The 21445-nt window shown below is 38.3% G+C and carries 20 protein-coding genes and 1 tRNA gene; all 21 read left to right on the top strand.

Going from position 1 to position 21445, the window contains the following annotated elements:
• Positions 1-40: 40 nt before the first annotated feature.
• The 21 genes from ACFIJQ_RS02940 to ACFIJQ_RS02840 all read left to right on the top strand — a co-directional run bounded on the left by ACFIJQ_RS02940 (position 41) and on the right by ACFIJQ_RS02840 (position 21445).
• A tRNA-Asp gene (locus ACFIJQ_RS02940) sits at positions 41-117 on the top strand.
• A gap of 298 nt (positions 118-415) precedes the next feature.
• Positions 416-781, top strand: a complete 366-nt coding sequence (locus ACFIJQ_RS02935; protein ID WP_005773599.1) for an NADH-quinone oxidoreductase subunit A — start codon at positions 416-418, stop codon at positions 779-781.
• Positions 772-1353, top strand: coding sequence for an NADH-quinone oxidoreductase subunit B family protein (locus ACFIJQ_RS02930; RefSeq protein ID WP_273787996.1), 582 nt, complete (start codon positions 772-774; stop codon positions 1351-1353). The genes ACFIJQ_RS02935 and ACFIJQ_RS02930 overlap by 10 nt, the downstream gene beginning before the upstream one ends.
• A gap of 17 nt (positions 1354-1370) precedes the next feature.
• Positions 1371-1976 carry an NADH-quinone oxidoreductase subunit C gene (locus ACFIJQ_RS02925; RefSeq protein WP_015856352.1) on the top strand — a complete coding sequence of 202 codons (606 nt, stop codon included), beginning with the start codon at positions 1371-1373 and terminating at the stop codon, positions 1974-1976.
• A gap of 124 nt (positions 1977-2100) precedes the next feature.
• Positions 2101-3291: an NADH-quinone oxidoreductase subunit D gene (locus ACFIJQ_RS02920; RefSeq protein ID WP_273787995.1), complete on the top strand. Its 1191-nt coding sequence runs from the start codon at positions 2101-2103 to the stop codon at positions 3289-3291.
• Entirely contained in the window at positions 3291-3962 is a 672-nt protein-coding gene (gene nuoE, locus ACFIJQ_RS02915) for an NADH-quinone oxidoreductase subunit NuoE (protein ID WP_375628451.1), read from the top strand. The genes ACFIJQ_RS02920 and nuoE overlap by 1 nt, the downstream gene beginning before the upstream one ends.
• 146 nt (positions 3963-4108) lie before the next feature.
• On the top strand, positions 4109-5416 hold the full coding sequence (nuoF, locus tag ACFIJQ_RS02910) for an NADH-quinone oxidoreductase subunit NuoF (RefSeq protein WP_015856355.1): 1308 nt from the start codon (positions 4109-4111) through the stop codon (positions 5414-5416).
• Between the two features lie 63 nt (positions 5417-5479).
• Positions 5480-7549 carry an NADH-quinone oxidoreductase subunit NuoG gene (gene nuoG, locus ACFIJQ_RS02905; RefSeq protein ID WP_375628449.1) on the top strand — a complete coding sequence of 690 codons (2070 nt, stop codon included), beginning with the start codon at positions 5480-5482 and terminating at the stop codon, positions 7547-7549.
• Positions 7550-7570: 21 nt separating this feature from the next.
• Positions 7571-8617, top strand: a complete 1047-nt coding sequence (gene nuoH / locus ACFIJQ_RS02900; RefSeq protein WP_026500749.1) for an NADH-quinone oxidoreductase subunit NuoH — start codon at positions 7571-7573, stop codon at positions 8615-8617.
• A gap of 14 nt (positions 8618-8631) precedes the next feature.
• A complete protein-coding gene (gene nuoI / locus ACFIJQ_RS02895; protein ID WP_004860049.1) occupies positions 8632-9123 on the top strand; it encodes an NADH-quinone oxidoreductase subunit NuoI in 492 nt (163 codons plus the stop codon).
• A gap of 93 nt (positions 9124-9216) precedes the next feature.
• On the top strand, positions 9217-9837 hold the full coding sequence (locus ACFIJQ_RS02890; protein ID WP_273723185.1) for an NADH-quinone oxidoreductase subunit J: 621 nt from the start codon (positions 9217-9219) through the stop codon (positions 9835-9837).
• Between the two features lie 14 nt (positions 9838-9851).
• Entirely contained in the window at positions 9852-10160 is a 309-nt protein-coding gene (nuoK, locus tag ACFIJQ_RS02885; RefSeq protein WP_015856359.1) for an NADH-quinone oxidoreductase subunit NuoK, read from the top strand.
• 6 nt (positions 10161-10166) lie between these two features.
• The gene (gene nuoL / locus ACFIJQ_RS02880) at positions 10167-12131 is read left to right on the top strand and encodes an NADH-quinone oxidoreductase subunit L (protein ID WP_375628447.1); all 1965 of its coding nucleotides are present in this window, start codon (positions 10167-10169) and stop codon (positions 12129-12131) included.
• On the top strand, positions 12131-13600 hold the full coding sequence (locus ACFIJQ_RS02875; protein WP_273787991.1) for an NADH-quinone oxidoreductase subunit M: 1470 nt from the start codon (positions 12131-12133) through the stop codon (positions 13598-13600). Before nuoL ends, ACFIJQ_RS02875 begins: the two co-directional genes overlap by 1 nt.
• Before the next feature lie 17 nt (positions 13601-13617).
• Positions 13618-15072 (top strand): NADH-quinone oxidoreductase subunit NuoN, encoded by a 1455-nt coding sequence (gene nuoN, locus ACFIJQ_RS02870; protein ID WP_015856362.1) that lies wholly within the window; start codon positions 13618-13620, stop codon positions 15070-15072.
• A complete protein-coding gene (locus tag ACFIJQ_RS02865) occupies positions 15072-15881 on the top strand; it encodes a biotin--[acetyl-CoA-carboxylase] ligase (protein WP_375628444.1) in 810 nt (269 codons plus the stop codon). Before nuoN ends, ACFIJQ_RS02865 begins: the two co-directional genes overlap by 1 nt.
• 46 nt (positions 15882-15927) lie before the next feature.
• Positions 15928-17604, top strand: a complete 1677-nt coding sequence (locus ACFIJQ_RS02860) for a ribonuclease J (protein ID WP_375628442.1) — start codon at positions 15928-15930, stop codon at positions 17602-17604.
• A 201-nt stretch (positions 17605-17805) separates the two neighbouring features.
• A complete protein-coding gene (proS, locus tag ACFIJQ_RS02855; RefSeq protein ID WP_375628440.1) occupies positions 17806-19131 on the top strand; it encodes a proline--tRNA ligase in 1326 nt (441 codons plus the stop codon).
• A gap of 11 nt (positions 19132-19142) precedes the next feature.
• Positions 19143-20411 (top strand): lipoprotein-releasing ABC transporter permease subunit, encoded by a 1269-nt coding sequence (locus ACFIJQ_RS02850; RefSeq protein WP_375628438.1) that lies wholly within the window; start codon positions 19143-19145, stop codon positions 20409-20411.
• Complete coding sequence (locus ACFIJQ_RS02845; protein ID WP_015856367.1) at positions 20411-21091, top strand: ABC transporter ATP-binding protein; 681 nt, start codon at positions 20411-20413, stop codon at positions 21089-21091. Before ACFIJQ_RS02850 ends, ACFIJQ_RS02845 begins: the two co-directional genes overlap by 1 nt.
• A gap of 66 nt (positions 21092-21157) precedes the next feature.
• Positions 21158-21445, top strand: a complete 288-nt coding sequence (locus ACFIJQ_RS02840) for a succinate dehydrogenase assembly factor 2 (RefSeq protein ID WP_375628437.1) — start codon at positions 21158-21160, stop codon at positions 21443-21445.

Raw genomic sequence — 21445 nt, 5'->3', positions numbered from 1 at the left:
CGACCGCTTGTACCAAATTAAATTGGTTCGAAAAAAATGCGCGGGTGTAGCTCAGTTGGTTAGAGTGCTGGCCTGTCACGCCGGAGGTCGCGGGTTCGAGCCCCGTCACTCGCGCCATTTCGTGATTCCTTGTGAAATTTCCTTTTTAAAATATCCATATAGTATTGAGTGTGGTGGTGGAGTATTTGATTGGGGGATGATATGTTTTTTCTTTCTTTTTATATGGTTTATAATAATAGGGCTTGCGTCTTTCTTTGCTCTGCGTTACCTATGCCGATAAGAAAAGTATCGCTCTATATGCCTTTGAAGCAGTATGAATAGAATTAATAGAGCGATTATTAAATTTGTCTGTTTGGTCTCGCAATATTGAATCATTGTGTTAAACTCAGGCATTTCGTTACGATGGAAGAGGGTTATGGCTTATTTATTGAGCTCTTATTTACCGGTCTTGATTTTCATTATTGTGTCAGCTGTTATTGCTGGAGTTTTGTTGATTACACCTTACATTGTAGCATATCGTTCCCCTGATCCTGAAAAGTTATCGGCTTATGAATGTGGGTTTAATTCATTTAGTGATGCACGCATGAAGTTTGATATTCGTTTCTATTTGGTATCAATTTTATTTATTATTTTTGATCTTGAAGTTGCTTTTCTTTTTCCTTGGGCTGTTTCATTCGAATCAATAGGTATGTTTGGCTTTTGGTCTATGATTGTGTTTTTAGCAATTTTGACTATTGGGTTTATATATGAATGGAAAAAAGGAGCCCTTGAATGGAATTAAGATCTAATAATTCAACGATTGCTGCTCCAAAACCAAAAGGAATCATTAATCCCAATACTGGTGAGCTGATAGGGTCTGACGATAAGTTTTTTCGTGATATTAATGCTGAATTATCAGATAAGGGGTTTTTAGTTACTTCGGCAGATGCTTTGATTACTTGGGCACGTACCGGTTCTTTAATGTGGATGAGTTTTGGTTTGGCTTGTTGTGCTATCGAAATGATGCAATGCTCAATGCCTCATTATGATAATGAGCGTTTTGGATATGCGCCACGAGCTTCACCCCGTCAGTCAGATGTGATGGTGGTTGCAGGTACTCTAACAAATAAGATGGCTCCTGCTTTAAGAAAAGTGTACGATCAGATGCCAGAGCCACGTTATGTGATTTCTATGGGATCATGTGCAAACGGTGGGGGATATTATCATTATTCCTATTCAGTAGTGCGTGGATGTGATCGTATCGTGCCTGTCGATATATATGTTCCAGGGTGCCCACCTACAGCAGAGGCATTATTATACGGCATATTGTTGCTACAGAAAAAAATCCGTCGTACCGGATCCATAGAGCGATAGAGAGTTTTCTTGTCATGATGGATAAAACTTTGGTTGAACTTGCTGCTTATTTGGAAAACAAGTTAAAAAATAAGCTTGAAGAGACTGTTATTGCTTTTGGTGAATTGACCATTGTGGCACGTCTTGATGCAATTATCGATGTCTTAATGTTTGTTCGTGATGATTCGCGCTGTCAATTTATTAATCTCACAGACATTAGTGGTGTGGATTATCCTTCTCGCGATAAGCGCTTTGATGTTTCTTACCAATTGTTATCTCCTCGTGAGAATTTACGCTTACGTGTAAAAGTTCGTACGGATGAAAATACTCCTGTTGCTTCAGCTTGTACGGTTTATCCTGGCGCAGAGTGGTATGAACGTGAAACGTATGATATGTATGGGATTTTATTTTCAGGACATCCGGATTTGAGAAGGATTTTAACAGATTATGGGTTTGAAGGATATCCTTTACGCAAAGACTTTCCTGTGACAGGATTTGTTGAATGTCGTTATGATAATGAAGCAAAGAGGGTAATTTATGAGCCTGTTGTTTTGCGTCAAGAGATGCGTAATTTTGATTTTCTTTCTCCTTGGGAAGGAGGACAGTATACTTTGCCATGTGATGGAAAAGCGGATGAAAAATAATAATATTTGTTTTGATAAGGCATTATATTAGAGTACTGTATTTCTTAAATAATTAAATATTTTTTAGTATGATAGATTTTTTTGATATTTGATATGAAGTTTTTTAAAAAGCAAGGGGTTGATTGTGGCTGAGGTCAATGTTCGAAACTTTAATATCAATTTTGGTCCGCAGCATCCTGCCGCGCATGGGGTTTTGCGCATGGTTTTGGAGTTGGACGGTGAAGTTGTTGAGCGTGTAGATCCACATATTGGGTTATTGCATCGCGGTACCGAAAAATTAATGGAAACAAAAACTTATCTTCAAGCGGGTCCTTATCTGGATCGTTTGGATTATGTTGCTCCTATGAATCAGGAACATGCTTTTGTCCTTGCTATTGAAAAGTTATTGGATATTAAAGTTCCTAAAAGAGGGCAATTAATACGTGTTTTGTTTTCTGAAATTGGGCGTATTCTTAATCATTTGCTTAATGTAACGACACAGGCAATGGATGTTGGTGCTTTAACACCACCTCTTTGGGGGTTTGAGCAACGTGAAAGATTGATGATTTTTTATGAGCGTGCCTGTGGCGCACGTCTTCATGCAAATTATTTTCGCCCTGGTGGTGTGCATCAAGATTTACCAGAATCTTTAGTTGAAGATATAGGTAATTTTATTGATCCTTTTCTTGTTGCTCTTGGTAAACTTGATGCGCTTGTAACGCCAAATCGGATTTTTAAGCAGCGTAATGTGGATATTGGCGTGGTAACTATTGATGAAGCTTGGGCACGTGGTTTTTCTGGGGTTATGATTCGTGGGGCTGGTGTTCCATGGGATTTACGTAAAAGCCAACCTTACGAATGTTATGATGAAATGGAATTTGATATTCCTGTAGGTAAGAATAGCGATTGTTATGATCGTTATCTAATTCGTATGGAAGAAATGCGTCAATCAGCAAAAATTATGCGCCAATGTGTGGAGCGTTTGCTGAGTACTGAAAAAAATGGACCGGTTTCGAGCTTGGATCGCAAGATTGTACCACCGAAACGGAGTGAAATGAAAAGTTCGATGGAAGCACTGATTCATCATTTCAAGCTTTATACGGAAGGTTTTCATACGCCTCCTGGAGAAGTATATGTTGCTGTGGAAGCTCCGAAGGGTGAGTTTGGTGTTTATCTTGTTTCTGATGGAACCAATAAGCCTTATCGTGTAAAGTTGCGTGCTCCTGGGTTTGCGCATCTCCAAGCTATGGATTTTTTAACCAGAGGTCATATGCTGGCGGATGCTACAGCTATTTTGGGTTCGATTGATATTGTTTTTGGGGAGGTTGATCGCTAATGTCCGTACGCCGTCTTGCAGATGATGTTTATCAGCCCGCTGAGTTTTCTTTTACAAAAGAAAATCAGATATGGGTAAAAAATACTATAGAGAAATATCCTGTAGGGCGTGAGCAGTCTGCTGTAATTCCATTATTAATGCGTGCTCAAGAACAAGATGGTTGGGTGACACGTGCCGCGATTGAGCATATTGCTCAGATTCTTTCCATGGCTTATATTCGTGTTTTGGAAGTTGCAACTTTTTACACTCAGTTTCAGCTTAAGCCTGTTGGAACAAAAGCGCATATTCAAGTTTGTGGTACGACCCCTTGTATGTTACGTGGATCTGGTGAATTGATTAAAGTTTGTCAGAAAAAAATTCATCATGAACCTTTTGTTACCAATCAGGATGGAACCTTATCATGGGAAGAGGTAGAATGTCTTGGTGCTTGTGTGAATGCTCCGATGGTTATGATTTTTAAAGATACTTATGAAGATCTTACAGCTGAGCGTCTTGAAGAAATTATTGATGCATTTGAAGCTGGGAAAGGTTCTGAGATAGCGGTTGGTCCGCAAAGTAGCCGTAAGTCGTCGGAACCGATTAGTGGTTTAACTTCTCTTATTGATGATGAGAAGGAAAAAAGATCTCTCAAGTCTTCACCAAAAAAGGATAAGGAAAGAGTGGGGACATAATTAAGTATTTTTCTTGAGAAAATATTTTATTATTCTACCCATGATGGCAACATTTAATGAAAAGTAAGAAGTCTTGAAAAGATATTTAAAAATTGCATTTGAGGAAAAGCGGAAAATGCTATGGGTAATAGAAAAAAAGGTGGGGTATGCTAGCTGATAAAGATCGTATCTTCACCAATATTTATGGTTTAAAAGACAAATCATTAAAGGCTGCGATGTTGCGTGGGCATTGGAATGGTCTGAAAGAGATGATTGACAAAGGTCGTGATTGGATCATTGATGAGGTGAAGGCATCCGGTTTGCGTGGGCGTGGTGGTGCTGGTTTTCCTACCGGAATGAAGTGGTCCTTTATGCCAAAGCAGAATGATGGGCGTCCTCATTATTTGGTTGTCAATGCCGATGAATCTGAACCTGGAACTTGTAAAGACCGTGATATTTTACGTCATGATCCCCATACTTTGATTGAAGGATGTGCAATCGCTACTTTTGCTATGGGAGCCAATGTTGCTTTTATTTATATTCGTGGTGAATATATTCGTGAACGTGAAGCGCTACAAGCTGCCGTTGATGAATGCTATGATGCAGGTTTACTTGGCAAAAAAACGAAATATGGGCATGCTTGTGATATTATTATTCATCATGGAGCTGGTGCTTATATTTGTGGTGAAGAAACAGCTCTTCTTGAAAGTCTTGAGGGAAAAAAGGGACAACCTCGGCTTAAACCACCATTTCCTGCCAATATGGGGATTTATGGCTGTCCAACAACAGTAAATAATGTAGAGTCCATTGCTGTTGTTCCAACGATTTTGCGACGGGGTGCTTCGTGGTTTTCGTCAATCGGACGAGCAAATAATGTTGGAACGAAATTATTTATGGTTTCAGGGCATGTTAATGCACCTTGTACATTTGAAGACGCTCTTGGTGTTTCATTCCGTGAATTAATTGAAAAACATACGGGTGGTGTTCGTGGTGGGTGGAATAATCTTTTAGCAGTTATTCCAGGGGGGGCTTCTTGTCCAGTCGTCCGTGGTGAGGATATGATCGATGCGATCATGGATTTTGATGGGATGCGAGATGTCGGGTCTTCTTTTGGCACGGGGGGAATGATTGTTATGGATAAATCAACCGATATTATCAAGGCAATTTGGCGTATAGCTGCTTTTTTCAAGCACGAGAGTTGTGGTCAGTGTACTCCGTGTCGTGAGGGGACGGGTTGGATGATGCGTCTTTTAGGGCGTATGGTTGAGGGAAGAGCACAAAAACGCGAGATTGATCTTTTGTTTGAAGTGTCTAAACAGGTTGAAGGACACACTATTTGTGCGCTTGGTGATGCTGCCGCATGGCCTGTACAGGGGTTGATACGTAATTTTCGTCCGGAAATCGAGCGTAGAATTGATGAATACACGCGAAATGTAGTCCAAAGCAAAAACATTGCTTTAGAAGCAGTAGGATAGAAGATTTTTTAAAGAGCAGCCGAATGCAAATTTTAAGTGGGTTATCCGCAGGTTGGATGGGTGATGATAAATATCAAAGTTGATGGCAAAGAGATTGAAGTTCCTGATTACTACACGTTGCTTCAGGCTGCTGAGGCGGCTGGGGCAGAAATTCCGCGTTTTTGTTTTCATGAATCTTTGTCAATTGCTGGAAATTGTCGTATGTGTTTGGTTGAGGTTAAGGGCGGTCCTCCAAAACCTCAGGCTTCTTGTGCTATGGGGGTTCGTGATTTACGATTAGGGCCTAACGGTGAAGCACCTGAGATTTTTACCAATACGGCGATGGTAAAAAAAGCACGTGAAGGTGTTATGGAATTTCTTCTCATTAATCATCCTTTGGATTGTCCAGTGTGTGATCAAGGGGGAGAATGCGATCTTCAAGATCAAGCAATGCTTTATGGACGAGATTGTTCTCGTTATAGTGAAAATAAGCGTGCTGTAGAAGATAAATATATTGGACCTCTTGTCAAAACTGTTATGACACGGTGTATCCATTGCACACGGTGTGTTCGTTTTACAACGGAAGTTGCAGGTATTTCTGAGCTTGGTTTGATCGGTCGTGGTGAAGATGCTGAAATTACGACGTATCTTGAAAAAGCTATGACATCTGAATTACAGGGAAATGTTATTGATCTTTGTCCGGTGGGAGCTTTAACTTCAAAACCTTATGCGTTTCATGCTCGTCCGTGGGAATTGGTAAAAACGGAATCGATTGATGTGATGGATGCGCTTGGTAGTGCGATCCGTATTGATAGCCGTGGCCGTGAAGTTATGCGGATTATGCCGCGTACGAATGAAGATGTAAATGAGGAATGGATCTCTGATAAAACGCGTTTTATTTGGGATGGATTGCGCACTCAGCGGCTTGATAGGCCATATGTACGCAAAGATGGAAAGCTTCAGCCTGTCAGTTGGACAGAAGCTTTTGCAAAAATTAAAATGGTGATCTCTAAAATTTTTCCAGAAAAAATTGGAGCCATTGCTGGAGATCTTGCGTCTGTTGAGGAAATGTATGCCCTTAAAGCATTATTGAGTTCTTTGGGCTCAACGCTTTTTGATTGTCGTCAAAGAGGGGGGGCTTTATCGCCTGAGTTTGGGCGTTCGAGTTATATTTTCAATCCTACAATTGCAGGTATTGAACAGGCTGATGCACTGCTTATAGTGGGATCTAATCCACGTCATGAAGCGGCTGTTTTAAATGCGCGTATTTTAAAGCGCCAACGGATGGGAAATTTTCCTATTGCATTAATTGGAGAGAAAGTCGATTTACGTTATCCTTATTCTTATCTTGGATCTGGGAGTGATACATTAACGACACTTATTCGTGGAGAGGATGTTTTTTTTAATGTCTTAAAAGAAGCGAAGAGGCCCCTTATTCTTATCGGAGAGGGAGCTGTTTCAGGAAATGAAGGTTTATCTGTTTTAAAAAGTCTTGCTAAATTAGCTGACAATATTGGTGCTCTTAGTGAAGAATGGAATGGGTTTGGGGTTCTTCATAATGCAGCATCGATTGTTGGAGGATTGGACATAGGCTTTACTTCTAAGCTTGGGGTTGCAAATATTCTTAAAACCTGTGAAGTTTTATTTTTACTTGGTGCTGATGAAGTAGAATTAGCCAATACAAAAGCTTTTACAGTTTATATTGGTAGCCATGGTGATAATGGTGCACATGCTGCTGATGTTATTTTGCCTGCATCTGCTTACACTGAAAAATCAGGGCTTTATGTGAATACAGAAGGACGTGTTCAAATGACAAATCGGGCTGGTTTTGCTCCAGGTGAAGCAAAAGAAGATTGGGCTATTTTGCGTGCTTTATCGGATATTTTAGGACAAAGGCTCCCTTTTGATTCTCTTTCTCAATTAAGACAATGCTTGTTTAATGATTATCCACACCTTTGTGCTGTTGATGATATAGTACCTTCTGATATAAGTGGTCTTAAGGCGCTTGGTTCAAAAATGGTTTCTCTAGAGAGTCAAACCTTTACTTCTATGGTTAAAGACTTTTATTTAACAAATCCGATAGCACGTGCTTCTGCTGTTATGGCTGAATGTTCATCTCTTGCAAAAAACCGTGCTACGCAAACTGTAAAGTAAGGCAAAGGAAAAGGAATAATGATGTATGATTTCTTTATGACTTGGCTGTTGCCATTACTCATTATAGTTGGAAAAACACTTCTTCTTTTGGTCGTTCTTTTGATCTTAGTTGCTTATCTTCTTTACGCAGATAGAAAGATTTGGGCTGCGGTACAATTGCGTCGTGGACCAAACGTTGTTGGTCCATGGGGTTTGTTACAGTCTTTTGCAGATTTAATTAAATTTGTTGTTAAGGAGCCTATTATCCCTGCAGGTGCAAATAAGGGTGTTTTTCTTTTGGCTCCTTTTGTTTCAGCGACACTTGCTTTATCAACTTGGGCTGTTATTCCTGTCAATGAGGGCTGGGAGGTTGCGAAGATTAATGTTGGCTTGCTTTATATCTTAGCCATTTCATCTCTTGAGGTTTACGGTGTTATTATGGGGGGATGGGCATCAAATTCAAAATATCCTTTCTTAGGAGCCCTTCGTTCGGCGGCACAAATGGTTTCTTATGAAGTTTCCATTGGGTTTGTGCTTGTGACTGTCATTTTAATAAGTGGTTCGTTGGATCTCACAACAATTGTTCATAAACAAAGTTCTGGAATTGGTACAACTCTTGGTCTTCCTTTTAACAGCTTTCTCGATTGGAATTGGTTGGTCCTTTTTCCAATGTTTATTATATTTTTTATTTCTGCGCTCGCAGAGACAAACCGTCCTCCATTCGATTTGGTGGAAGCAGAATCTGAACTTGTAGCTGGTCATATGGTAGAATATTCTTCAACGCCTTACATGCTATTCTTTCTTGGTGAATATGTTGCGATTGTTTTAATGTGCGCATTAACAACTATTCTATTTTTAGGCGGTTGGCTGCCACCCTTAGATGTTTGGTGGCTTAATTGGGTTCCTGGTATCATTTGGTTTGTTTTAAAAGTCTGTTTTGTATTTTTTTGGTTTGCTATGGTTAAAGCATTTGTTCCACGTTATCGCTATGATCAGCTCATGCGGCTTGGTTGGAAGGTTTTTCTTCCTCTCTCACTAGCAATGGTTGTGATAACTGCTGCTTTTTTAAAGTTTACGGATTTCGTTTAAGAGGAGATGTTACGATGTCAGGTTTTATTCAGGCGGCAAAGTCACTTCTTCTATTGGAATTTGTGAGTGCTTTTTTCTTAGCTATGCGTCAATTTTTTTCACCAAAGCCCACGATTAATTATCCTTATGAAAAAGGTTTTGTATCTCAGCGTTTTCGCGGTGAGCATGCATTGCGTCGCTATCCAAATGGTGAAGAACGGTGTATTGCTTGTAAATTATGTGAAGCAATTTGCCCTGCGCAAGCGATTACAATTGAGGCTGGACCGCGACGTAATGATGGTACGCGTAGAACTGTTCGTTATGATATCGATATGGTTAAGTGTATCTACTGTGGTTTTTGTCAAGAGGCTTGTCCGGTAGAGGCTATTGTTGAAGGTCCAAATTTTGAATTTGCGACAGAAACGCGTGAAGAACTCTATTATGATAAAGAAAAGCTTTTAATGAATGGAGATCGTTGGGAGCGAGAAATTGCTCGAAATATATTGATGGATGCGCCTTATCGTTAAGCGTATCGTTAAATGAGGTGTCGGATATTTTCCGATAAATTGTAATCTGGTATGAAGTTTATACCAATTGTTTGAATAATTAAGGAGAAGCCTATGCTAACAGATCTAGCGGCGGCATTTTTCTATTTGTTTGCTTTTATTATGCTAACAAGTGCAGTTATTGTTATTACAGCACGCAATCCAGTGCATTCTGTTTTGTTTTTAATCCTCGCATTTTTTAATGCAGCAGCTTTATTTTTGCTTGCAGGAGCAGAGTTTTTAGGGCTTATTCTGCTTGTTGTGTATGTAGGAGCTGTCGCTGTTTTATTTTTATTTGTCGTTATGATGCTTGACGTTGATTTTGCTGAGTTAAAGAGTGGAACTCTTCGGTATGCTCCTATTGGAGCTCTTATTGGTGTTATTATCGCTGTAGAATTGATTGTTGTTTTTGTGAGTAGCTATTTTTCTCCAGTCTTGAGAACGCATGTTACCCAACCAATGCCAGATTTAGCGCAGCGAACAAATACACAAGCATTAGGTGATATTCTCTATACGGATTATGTTTTTTATTTTCAAATTGCTGGAATGATTTTATTGGTTGCAATGATTGGGGCTATTGTTTTAACACTTCGTCATAAATTGGGTGTAAAGCGGCAATCTATTGCGGAGCAAGTTTCTAGAACGGTAGAAAGTGCCATTGAAATCAAACAAGTTGAATCAGGCAAAGGTATGTAAGGGGGGCTATGTAGATGTATATTGATATTACACATTATCTCACTGTTTCTGCTTTGATGTTTACAATTGGTATTGCTGGAATTTTTCTCAACAGAAAAAACGTGATTATTATCTTGATGTCCATTGAGCTTATATTGCTTTCAGTTAATCTCAATTTTGTTGCATTTTCAGCATTTCTTCATGATCTCGTTGGTCAGATATTCGCTTTATTTGTCTTAACCGTAGCAGCTGCTGAGGCTGCCATTGGTTTAGCAATTCTGGTCGTTTTTTTCCGTAATCGTGGTTCCATTGCGGTTGAAGATGTTAATGTAATGAAAGGCTAACCAGTGATGTATTATACGATTGTCTTTCTTCCGCTTTTGGGTTTTTTAATTGCTGCACTAGGTGGAAAAACGATAGGAGATCGTGCGAGTGAATTGATAACATGTAGCTTTATGGTTGTTGTTGCCATATTATCGTGGATAGCATTTTTCAGTATTGCACTTGGTCATATTCCAGCGATTGATGTCTTGGTATTACATTGGCTTGACGTTGGTGACTTAAGCTTTAATTGGGCTTTACATGTTGATGCATTAACAGCTGTCATGCTTATTGTTGTGAACAGTGTTTCGGCATTGGTACATATTTATTCAATTGGTTATATGCACCATGACCCTTCAAGGTCTCGTTTTTTTTCTTATCTTTCTTTGTTTACATTTATGATGCTTATGTTGGTCACATCCAATAATTTGATTCAGATGTTTTTTGGATGGGAAGGTGTCGGACTTGCTTCTTATTTACTCATTGGTTTTTGGTTTCAGCGCGATTCTGCTAATAAGGCCGCAATGAAAGCTTTTGTGGTTAATCGTGTTGGAGACTTTGGTTTTCTCTTAGGAATCTTTAGTATTTTTGTTTTATTCCAATCGGTTGATTTTGCTTCTATTTTTGCAAAAGCTGCAAACAATAACTTTATACAAAATATGACATTTTTAGGTTGGCAATTTGATGGGCAGACGGCAATTACCATTACATGCCTTTTATTATTTATTGGTGCGATGGGAAAATCAGCACAATTTCTTTTACATACTTGGCTGCCTGATGCAATGGAAGGACCAACCCCTGTATCAGCGCTTATTCATGCCGCTACAATGGTAACGGCTGGTGTTTTTATGGTTGCGCGTATGTCGCCAATTTTTGAACTTTCTTCAACTGCTTTGACCGTGATTATTATTGTTGGAGCAACAACAGCGTTTTTTGCAGCAACTGTGGGGTTGGTGCAGAATGATATTAAACGTGTTATTGCTTATTCTACATGCTCTCAGCTCGGTTATATGTTTGTGGCATTAGGTGTTGGAGCTTATGGCGCTGCTGTCTTTCATCTTTTTACGCATGCTTTTTTTAAAGCCTTATTGTTTCTTGGTGCAGGTTCTGTCATTCATGCTGTATCTGATGAACAAGATATGCGAAAAATGGGTGGGTTACGCAAACATATAAAAGTCACCTATTGGATGATGATGGTCGGGACCATTGCATTGACAGGTGTTGGAATTCCAGGAACACTTTTCGGGACTGCAGGTTTTTTCTCAAAAGATGCGATTATAGAGTCTGCTTTTGCATCCCATAATATTGCTTCAGGATATGCTTTTTATCTTCTTGTTTTTGCAGCTTTATTAACAAGTTTCTATTCATGGCGGCTTATCTTTATGACATTCCATGGTAAACCACGGGCAACAGTTGATGTTATGCATCATGTTCATGAATCACCTCCAGTTATGTTGATTCCACTCTTTCTTTTATCTATTGGAGCAATATTTTCTGGTGTCGTTTTCCAACCTTACTTTTTTGGTGACTTGTATAATGCTTTTTGGAAGGGAGCATTATTTACAAGCAGCCACAATCACATTCTTCATGATGCCCACCATGTCTTTAATTGGGTAAAATGGTCGCCATTTATAGCGATGGTTCTTGGGTTTATTTTAGCTTATTTATTTTATGTTTCTATTCCATCTCTTCCTAAGAAAATGGTTCGTATTATGCCAAGAGCATATAATTTTCTTTACCAAAAATGGTATTTCGATCAATTATATAACTTTTTGTTTGTTCGTCCTACCTTTAGAATTGGTTCTTTTCTTTGGAAAGTGGGAGACGGTAAGATTATTGATGGTCTAGGTCCTAATGGTATCGCAGCGCGTGTTGTTGATATTACAAATAGAATTGTTCGATTGCAAACAGGCTATCTTTACCACTATGCATTTGCAATGCTTATCGGCGTTGCATTACTCATTACATGGATGATGATCGGGGGCGTAAACTAATGACCGATTGGCCTATTCTTTCTACGGTTACATTTTTGCCACTTGTTGGTGTGCTTCTGATTTTGTTTATCAAAGATGATAGTGAAGTAGCACGCCATAATATACGTAATGTCGCATTTTTTACGACTCTATTTGTTTTTATTATTTCTTTAATTATTTGGATAGGATTTGATTCTAGCAACCCAAATTTTCAAATGGTTGAAAAGTCCAGTTGGTTAGGGGGGGGCATTAGCTATCATATGGGGGTTGATGGTATTTCTATTCTTTTTGTTGTTCTCTCGGCTTTTCTTTTGCCTTTTTGTATTTTAGCAAGTTGGGAAAATGTTAAAGAGAGATTAAAGGCTTATATGATTGCATTTCTTCTTCTAGAAGTTGCGATTATTGGCGTTTTTTGTGCTCTTGATGCAATGCTATTCTATGTTTTTTTTGAAGGCAGCCTTATTCCAATGTTTATCATTATAGGTGTATGGGGTGGAGCACGTCGTGTTTATGCAAGTATAAAGTTTTTCTTATATACTTTACTTGGTTCAGTGCTTATGCTGGTTGCTCTTATGGCTATGTATTGGGAGGCTGGGACACTTGATATACCAACTTTACTCAATTACCAGTTTCCTGCTCATATGCAAATATGGTTATGGCTTGCATTTTTTGCTTCTTTCGCAGTTAAAATGCCAATGTGGCCAGTTCATACATGGCTCCCTGATGCTCACGTGGAAGCACCGACAGCGGGTTCCGTTATTTTAGCTGGTGTCTTACTCAAATTAGGTGGGTATGGTTTTCTTCGTTTTTCTTTGCCTATGTTTCCTATCGCTTCAGCAGATTTTGCACCTTTGATTTTCACATTATCGCTTATCGCTATTATTTATACGTCGTTGGTTGCACTTGTTCAAAATGACATCAAAAAGCTTATTGCTTATTCTTCAATAGCGCATATGGGGTATGTGACAATGGGCATTTTTTCTGCGAATGAACAAGGGATACAAGGGGCTATTTATCAGATGCTATCCCATGGAATTGTTTCAGCAGCGTTGTTTCTTTGTGTTGGGGTTATCTATGATCGCTTGCATACACGTGAAATTTCAGCGTTTGGTGGTTTAGTGAATAATATGCCTAAATATGCTGTTGTTTTCTTAATTTTCACTATGGCAAATGTTGGTTTGCCTGGAAGCTCAGGATTTTTGGGTGAATTTTTAACCTTAATAGGTGTTTTTCAAGTAAATAAATTGGTTGTTGTTTTAGCAACAACAGGTGTTATCTTATCGGCAGCCTATGCCCTTTATCTTTATCGGCGTGTGGTTTTTGGTTCCTTGGATAAAGAGAATTTAAAAGTATTAATAGATCTTTCTTTAAGAGAAAAATTCATCCTTTATCCAATGGTTATTCTTACAATATTCTTTGGTATCTATCCAACGCCTATTCTTAAAGCAACGGCGTTTTCCGTAGAAACCCTCATCAATAAACTGCACTAGATAAGGGAAGAACGCACATGCAAACTGAAATAATAGCGCAATTAGTCTTAATTCTTCCGGAGCTTTTAATCGCATTAGGAGCTGTCGTGTTGCTTATGATTGGTGTTTATTCCAATACACGTGCTTCTTTAACAGTGACAGGTTTAGCCATGGCACTTCTTGTGGCAACCATTATTATTCTTATAGTTTTTCCGAAAAATGGTTCATTTCAAACCAATGCGCTCGTTATCGATTCCTTTAGTCGTTATATGAAAATTTTAATGCTTATTGGTGCACTCTTTTCTCTTATCATGTCTGTTGGTTTTGCCAATGCACAAAAGTTTAATATATTTGAATTTCCAGTGCTTGTTCTTTTAGCAACCCTTGGAATGATGTTTATGATTTCAGCGGGTAATATGCTGTCGCTTTATATGGGGTTAGAGCTGCAATCTTTAGCTTTATATGTTTTAGCAGCGATTAATCGTAATAATGTAAAATCTTCTGAAGCCGGTATAAAATACTTTGTTTTAGGAGCATTATCTTCAGGATTGCTGCTTTATGGTATTTCTTTGCTTTATGGTTTTACGGGTCAAATTGGTTTTCACGAAATTGCTGTTGCTTTAAAAAGTGAAAATTTGCAATTGGGAGTTATCTTTGGAATTGTTTTTATTTTAGCTGGTTTGGCTTTCAAAATTTCTGCTGTTCCATTTCATATGTGGACACCTGATGTTTATGAAGGAGCGCCAACACCGATTACAGCATTTTTTGCTGGTGCCCCTAAAGTTGCTGCAATGGCTTTAATCATCCGTATTATTGTGATGACCTTTATTCCCCTAGGGCATGTTGATAATGTGATGCCTGCATGGCAACAAATTTTGGTCTTCATGGCGATTGCATCAATGATACTTGGTGCATTTGCTGCAATTGGTCAAAATAACATTAAGCGCTTAATGGCTTATTCGTCGATCAGTCATATGGGCTATGCACTTGTTGGTTTATCTGCTGGAGATATGCTAGGAATAAAAAGTGTTATTCTTTATATGACGATTTATCTTGGAATGACGATTGGCTCGTTTGCTTTTATTCTTGGAATGCGCTCTCAGAATGGCAATGTTGAAAATATTTATGATCTTTCAGGGTTAGCAAAAACAAATCCGTTTATGGCTATTGTTATGACAATACAGCTTTTCTCGTTAGCCAGTGTACCACCTATGGCTGGTTTTTTTGGGAAGTGGTATACATTTTCTGCTGCTGTCCATGCTGGTCTGACGCCACTTGCAGTCGTTGGGATGATAGCGTCTGTCGTTGGAGCTTTTTACTATTTACGAGTCATTAAAATTATGTGGTTTGATGACGCAAAAGCGCATTTTGTTGCTTTATCGAATGAGCTTCAATTTTGTCTCGGTCTTTCTGCATTGTTTATTTTATTTTATACACTTTTTGGAGTTTGGTTTGCTGAATTAGCAGAAAAAGCAGCAGCTGCATTGTTTTAATGAATATGGTTTATATTTTATCAGATTTTGCTCAAGAACAAGGATACACTATTGAAGCGTATGATAGTGTTGACTCAACAAATCTCATTGCGCAACGAAAAGCGCAAACTGGTCATCAAGGTAATCTTTGGATTGTTGCACAAGAACAATCACAGGGAAGAGCAAGAAGAGGGAGGACTTGGTCTAGTCCCAAAGGGAACCTTTATTCTAGTCTTTTATTAATTGATGATATTGTTCATCAAACTGCAGCTCAACTTGGTTTTGTTGCTGGAATAAGTGTGGCAGAGGCAATAAAACAATTGATAAAAGATGAAAAGCAGGCAAACAATATTGTGAGTTTAAAATGGCCAAACGATATTTTGCTCAGAGGAGAAAAAAGCTCTGGAGTTTTGCTTGAGATTTTAAAATTGTCATCACAACAATATGCATTGGTTATTGGTATTGGAATAAATGTGAAATATAATTATGAAGATGCACCCTATCCCACTTCAAGCTTAAAGAATATCGGTTTGCATATTGAAGCAGAACAATTATTTACGGTTTTGACGGAGTGTTTTTCTAGAAATTACCTTCTTTGGAAACAACCAAAAGGATGTGAAATAATCCGAAAAAAATGGCTTTTATATTCTGCTCACCTTGGGAAATATGTCAAAGTGGTGAATGATGAAAAAGTCATTGAGGGTGTTTTTGATGGTCTTGATAGTGATTTTAACTGCATCATAAAGCAAAAAAATGGTCAGACAGCCATTATAACAGCTGGAGATGTTCATTTTGGTTCGGCTGCTTCTATTAATGCAGGTCTTTATTAAAAAATTATTTTACCATCAGATACCTTAATGATTTTGGGAGATGTTTATGGTTGCAGCTAATAAGAATGAGTTTGTTTTTTTACCTCTGGGGGGTGTAGGTGAAATAGGGATGAATTTAGCTGCTTACGGATTTGGTCCCCAACATCTTCGTGAATGGCTGCTGGTTGATATGGGAATTAGTTTTGCTGGTTCTGAATTACCAGGAGTCGACCTTGTTTTTCCTGATATTCGTTTTCTAGAAAGTGAAAAACATAATATACGGGGTCTTGTTTTAACACATGCACATGAAGATCATTATGGGGCCGTTCTTGATTTATGGCCAAAGTTACAAGTTCCAATTTACTGTACTCCTTTTACAGCAGGATTATTGGAAACTAAAAAACAATTAGATTTTGAATCTCAAAAAATTTTACTCAATATTTTTCAAGCTGGTGATTGTTTTCAGGTGGGTTCCTTTGCTGTAGAGGCTATAGCTGTTAATCATTCAATACCAGAATCTGTATCTTTAGCAATTACAACCTCTTTGGGGACTGTGATTCATACTGGTGATTGGAAAATTGATCATACTCCTTCACTTGGGGCTGTGACGAATGAAAAAAGATTTCGTGCGTTAGGAAAAAAAGGTGTTTTAGCATTACTTTGTGATTCTACAAATGCGTGTCGGGATGGTATATCTCCATCAGAGCAGCAGGTTCAAGCCAGTCTTTCTGAGATTATTTCCAAAGCTGAAGGGCGCGTTGCAATAGCAACTTTTTCTTCTAATATTGGTCGGATACGTTCTATTGCTCTTGCAGCTGAAGCTGCTGGACGTAAGGTGCTTGTCATTGGGCGTTCCCTTAAGCGAAGTATTATGGTTGCACAAGAGCTTGGTTATATGAATGGTTTAGCACCATTTGTAACGGAAGATGATTATGGTTACATTTTGCGAAAAGATCTTGTTTTAATTGTCACAGGGAGCCAAGGTGAGCCATGTGCTGCCTTGGCTAAACTGTCACGTGATGGAATGAGAAATATTGCACTTTCTGCTGGTGATACCGTTATTTATTCATCACGAAGTATTCCAGGAAACGAAAAAGCGATTATTGAGGTACAAAATCGTTTCATTGATTTGGGTATTGAAATTATCACGAATGAAGATGCACTTGTTCATGTTTCAGGTCATCCTCGTCGTTCAGAACTTTTACAGATGTATGATTGGGTAAAGCCACAGATACTTGTTCCTGTACATGGGGAAGCAATGCATCTTAAGGCTCAGGCAACTTTAGCGCGTCAAGCGGGTATTAAAATTGTTACAGATATCAGAAATGGACATATGTTACGTTTTGCACCAGAGCCTGTAGAAGTTGTTGATCAAGTTCCTGTTGGCCGCATCTATAAGGATGGTTGCCTAATTGGAGATGAAAATGAACTAGGGATTCGTGAACGTCGCAAACTAAGTTATGCTGGTCATGTTACTATTTCTCTCCATATAAATAGTAAGCATGAATTATTAGGGGATATAGGTCTAACAACATTCGGGTTACCTGAAAGTAATGGAAAGGGAGAAAGTTTAAAAGATATTCTTTTAGATATTATAGAAAATACAGTTTATAATATCCCACGCATGAAACAGAAAAATAATGAACTTATTCGAGAGGCAACACGACGTGCTGTGAGGGCGGCTGTTCATGAAATTTGGCAAAAAAAACCTATCTGTACAGTTTTTTTACATCGGTCAAAATAAGGAACTTTCATATTACGTTATTTAAAAAGAGAAGAGCATTTTTATTTTATTGCTAAATAAGAAAAATAGAGAATAAAGCCCAATAAATTTTTAAATAGTAAGATCGTTATATTTGCAAGTATTCAGAATGCGGCTATAGATGAATAGAGGGTGTGATAAATTGTTCCGATATGATAGGTGTGATTAGGAGTTAGTTATTTAATGCGTCTTACTCAATATTTCCTTCCACTTTTAAAAGAGAATCCTAAGGAAGCAGAGATTGTTTCTCATCGGCTCATGTTGCGTGCCGGTATGATTCGCCAACAAACATCAGGAATTTATTCTTGGCTTCCCTTAGGAAAAAAAGTGCTTGATAAAGTTTGTAAAATTATTCGTGAGGAGCAAGAACGTGCGGGTGCAATAGAAATATTGATGCCTACAATTCAATCTGCTGATCTTTGGCGTGAAAGCGGTCGTTATGATGATTATGGTTTGGAAATGCTTCGCATTAAAGATCGCCAAAAGCGTGATTTACTTTATGGTCCAACCAATGAAGAGATGGTAACAGATATTTTTCGCTCATATGTTCGTTCTTATAAAGATCTTCCACTTAATTTATATCATATTCAATGGAAATTTCGTGATGAAATTCGCCCACGTTTTGGTGTGATGCGGGCACGAGAATTTTTAATGAAAGATGCTTATTCTTTTGATCTTGATTATGAAGGTTCTAAAACATCTTATAATCGTATGTTTGTTGCTTATTTACGCACTTTTTCTCGTCTTGGTTTAAAAGCAATTCCTATGCGTGCAGATACAGGTCCAATAGGGGGGGAACTCAGTCATGAATTTATCATTTTGGCTGAAACGGGAGAGAGCGCTATCTTCTGTGATAAACAATTTCTTGAACTTGCTGTTCCTGATAGTTCAATCGATTTTAGTGATAAAGCTGTTTTGGATGATATTGTTAAACAATGGACATCTTTTTATGCAGCGACGGAAGAAATGCATAATGAAGAGGAGTGGGCTAAAGTTTCTGATCATAATCGTCTTTCAGCGCGTGGTATTGAAGTCGGGCATATTTTCCACTTTGGCACGAAATATTCTGCTCCAATGGGAGCAAAAGTTATGGGACAAGATGGAAAAGAGCATGTAGTCTCTATGGGATCTTATGGTATTGGACCTTCGCGTCTTGTTGCGGCCGCTATAGAGGCTTCTCATGATGAAAATGGTATTATTTGGCCAAAATCGATGGCACCGTTTGATTTTGGAATTATCAATATGAAATCCGATGATGAAAAATGCACGAAGGCATGTGAGTTTCTCTATCAGGGATTAAAGGAGGCTGGTTTTGATCCATTATTAGATGATAGAAATGAGCGTCCTGGATCAAAATTTGCAACAATGGATTTGATTGGTTTGCCAACGCAAATCATTGTTGGTCCTAACAGCATTGCACAAAATGAAGTTGAAATTAAAGATCGAAAAACAGGTGTAAAAAAATCTCTAAAGGTTGAAGATGTACTCAGCCAACTTTCTATAAATTAATAGGAAATGTTATGAAGAGGCTGAAAGACAAATGGTTTTCATCTTATGAGTGGATGATCGCTTTTCGTTACATGATTCCCAATAAAAAACATGTTGTTGCATCTGTTATTTCAATTATTTCTCTTATTGGGATTATGTTGGGCGTATTTGCTCTGGTTGTTGTTATGGCGGTGATGAATGGCTTTCGTACAGAGCTTCTCAATCGTATTCTTGGTATGAATGGGCATCTTATTGTTCAAACAGTTGATTCTGGTTTTTCTGATTATAAGACTCTTATTTCTTCTTTAGAATCTACAAAGGGTGTGAAGTTTGCTTTGCCTGTTATTGAAGGTCAAGCGCTTGTTCAAGGTGAAGTTCAAGGTGGCTCTGGCGCATTAGTTCGTGGTATGCGCAAACAAGATCTAGAAAAGCTTAAAACAGTCTCTCAAAACATTAAATTAGGATCGATTTCTCGGTTTGATAAAGAAGAAGGTGTTGCAATTGGAAGTGGCTTAGCAGAAAAATTGGGGCTGACAGTTGGAAGAGATATTCGTATTATTACTCCAGATGGTGATGAGACTCCTTTTGGCGTTACACCACGTGTGAAAGCTTATAAAGTCGTTGCTATTTTTGAAGTTGGTATGTCTGAATATGATTCAATATTTATCTTTATGCCTCTCCATGAAGCACAAATGTTTTTTAATTTGGGAGATAAGGTTCAGTCTTTAGAATTATTTCTAAATGATCCTGATGCTGTTGATCAAATAAAACCTGTTGTAGAAAAAACAGTTGATCAACAGGTCTATTTAATTGATTGGCGTACCCGCAATCAGGCTTTTTTTTCAGCCTTACAGATTGAACGAAATGTTATGTTTTTCATTCTTTCTCTGATCGTTCTTGTTGCTGCTTTAAATATTATTTCAGGGCTGATTATGCTTGTAAAAGATAAAAGTCATGATATTGCGATTTTACGCACGATGGGGGCTCAACAGAGTGCGATTTTGCGTATATTTATCATTACAGGAATGATGATTGGTTTTATTGGAACTATATTGGGTTTAGTTTTAGGTGTTATCGCGACCGCGAATATTAATCATATCCAAGACTTTATATCTTGGTTATTTAATGTCGATGTTTTTAATCCTCAACTTTATTTTTTAACAAAATTGCCTGCACAAATTGAGTGGAAACAGACCATCTTGGTTGCTATGATGGCTTTATTTTTGTCGTTTCTTGCTGCTCTCATTCCGGCATGGCGTGCTGCTAAGCTAGATCCCGTACAAGCTTTGAGGTATGAATAATGACAGCTATTTTAGAGCTTGTAGAGATTGAAAGACACTTTTTCGAGAGTCATAAGCCGCTTATTGTTTTAGATAAAGCGAATTTTATTCTTAATCGTGGAGAGCTTGTCGCACTTGTTGCACCATCTGGTGCTGGAAAATCAACACTTCTTCATATTGCTGGATTATTAGAAAAACCAACAGCTGGTGATGTGATGTTACGGGGTATTTCTTGTGCAAAGCGCTCTGATAGTGAGCGAACAGCTATAAGACGAAATGATATTGGTTTTGTTTATCAATTTCATCATTTACTTCCAGAGTTTACGGCGTTAGAAAATGTTATGGTGCCGCAAATGATAGCAGGATTAAAAAAATCCATAGCAGAAGATCGTGCGCGCAAATTATTGACGTATCTGCGTGTTTCTCATCGTGCTAACCATCGTCCCTCAGAGTTATCGGGAGGAGAACAACAACGTGTTGCTATTGCACGTGCAGTAGCAAATGGCCCTTCGGTTCTTTTGGCTGATGAACCTACAGGAAATCTTGATCCAGTAACTTCAGCTTATGTCTTTCAAGCTTTATCTATCCTTGTTCGCCAGTCGGGTCTTTCTGCTCTTATTGCAACACATAATTACGCTTTGGCTAAGCAAATGCATCGTCGAATTACACTTAAAGAACAAAAGATTATAGAACTTCCTTAAAAGCAAGGTACAAATTTTATACGACTAATTGAATAGTTTATATTACTTTATTCAAGGAGATTTTTTATGACAGTTTTTGTCGTTGACAAAAATCAATTAGATGTGCGTCGTCGTCGATTGATTTTTCGTGCATGGCATCGCGGTATTCGTGAAATGGATCTCATTTTTGGACATTATGTCGATGCTCATATTACTGAAATGAATGATAAAACGCTCTCTGAACTTGAATATATTATGTCTTTTGATGATCGTGATTTACTCACATGGATTACTGGAGAAGTTTCGCCACCCTCTGAAGTTGATAGTCCACTTTTTCGTGATATTGCCAATTATCGTACTTGCTTAAGTTATTAA

It is taken from the genome of Bartonella sp. TT67HLJMS (assembly GCF_042193375.1).
Lineage (GTDB): Bacteria > Pseudomonadota > Alphaproteobacteria > Rhizobiales > Rhizobiaceae > Bartonella > Bartonella grahamii.
This window is presented reverse-complemented; position numbering and strand designations above follow the sequence as displayed.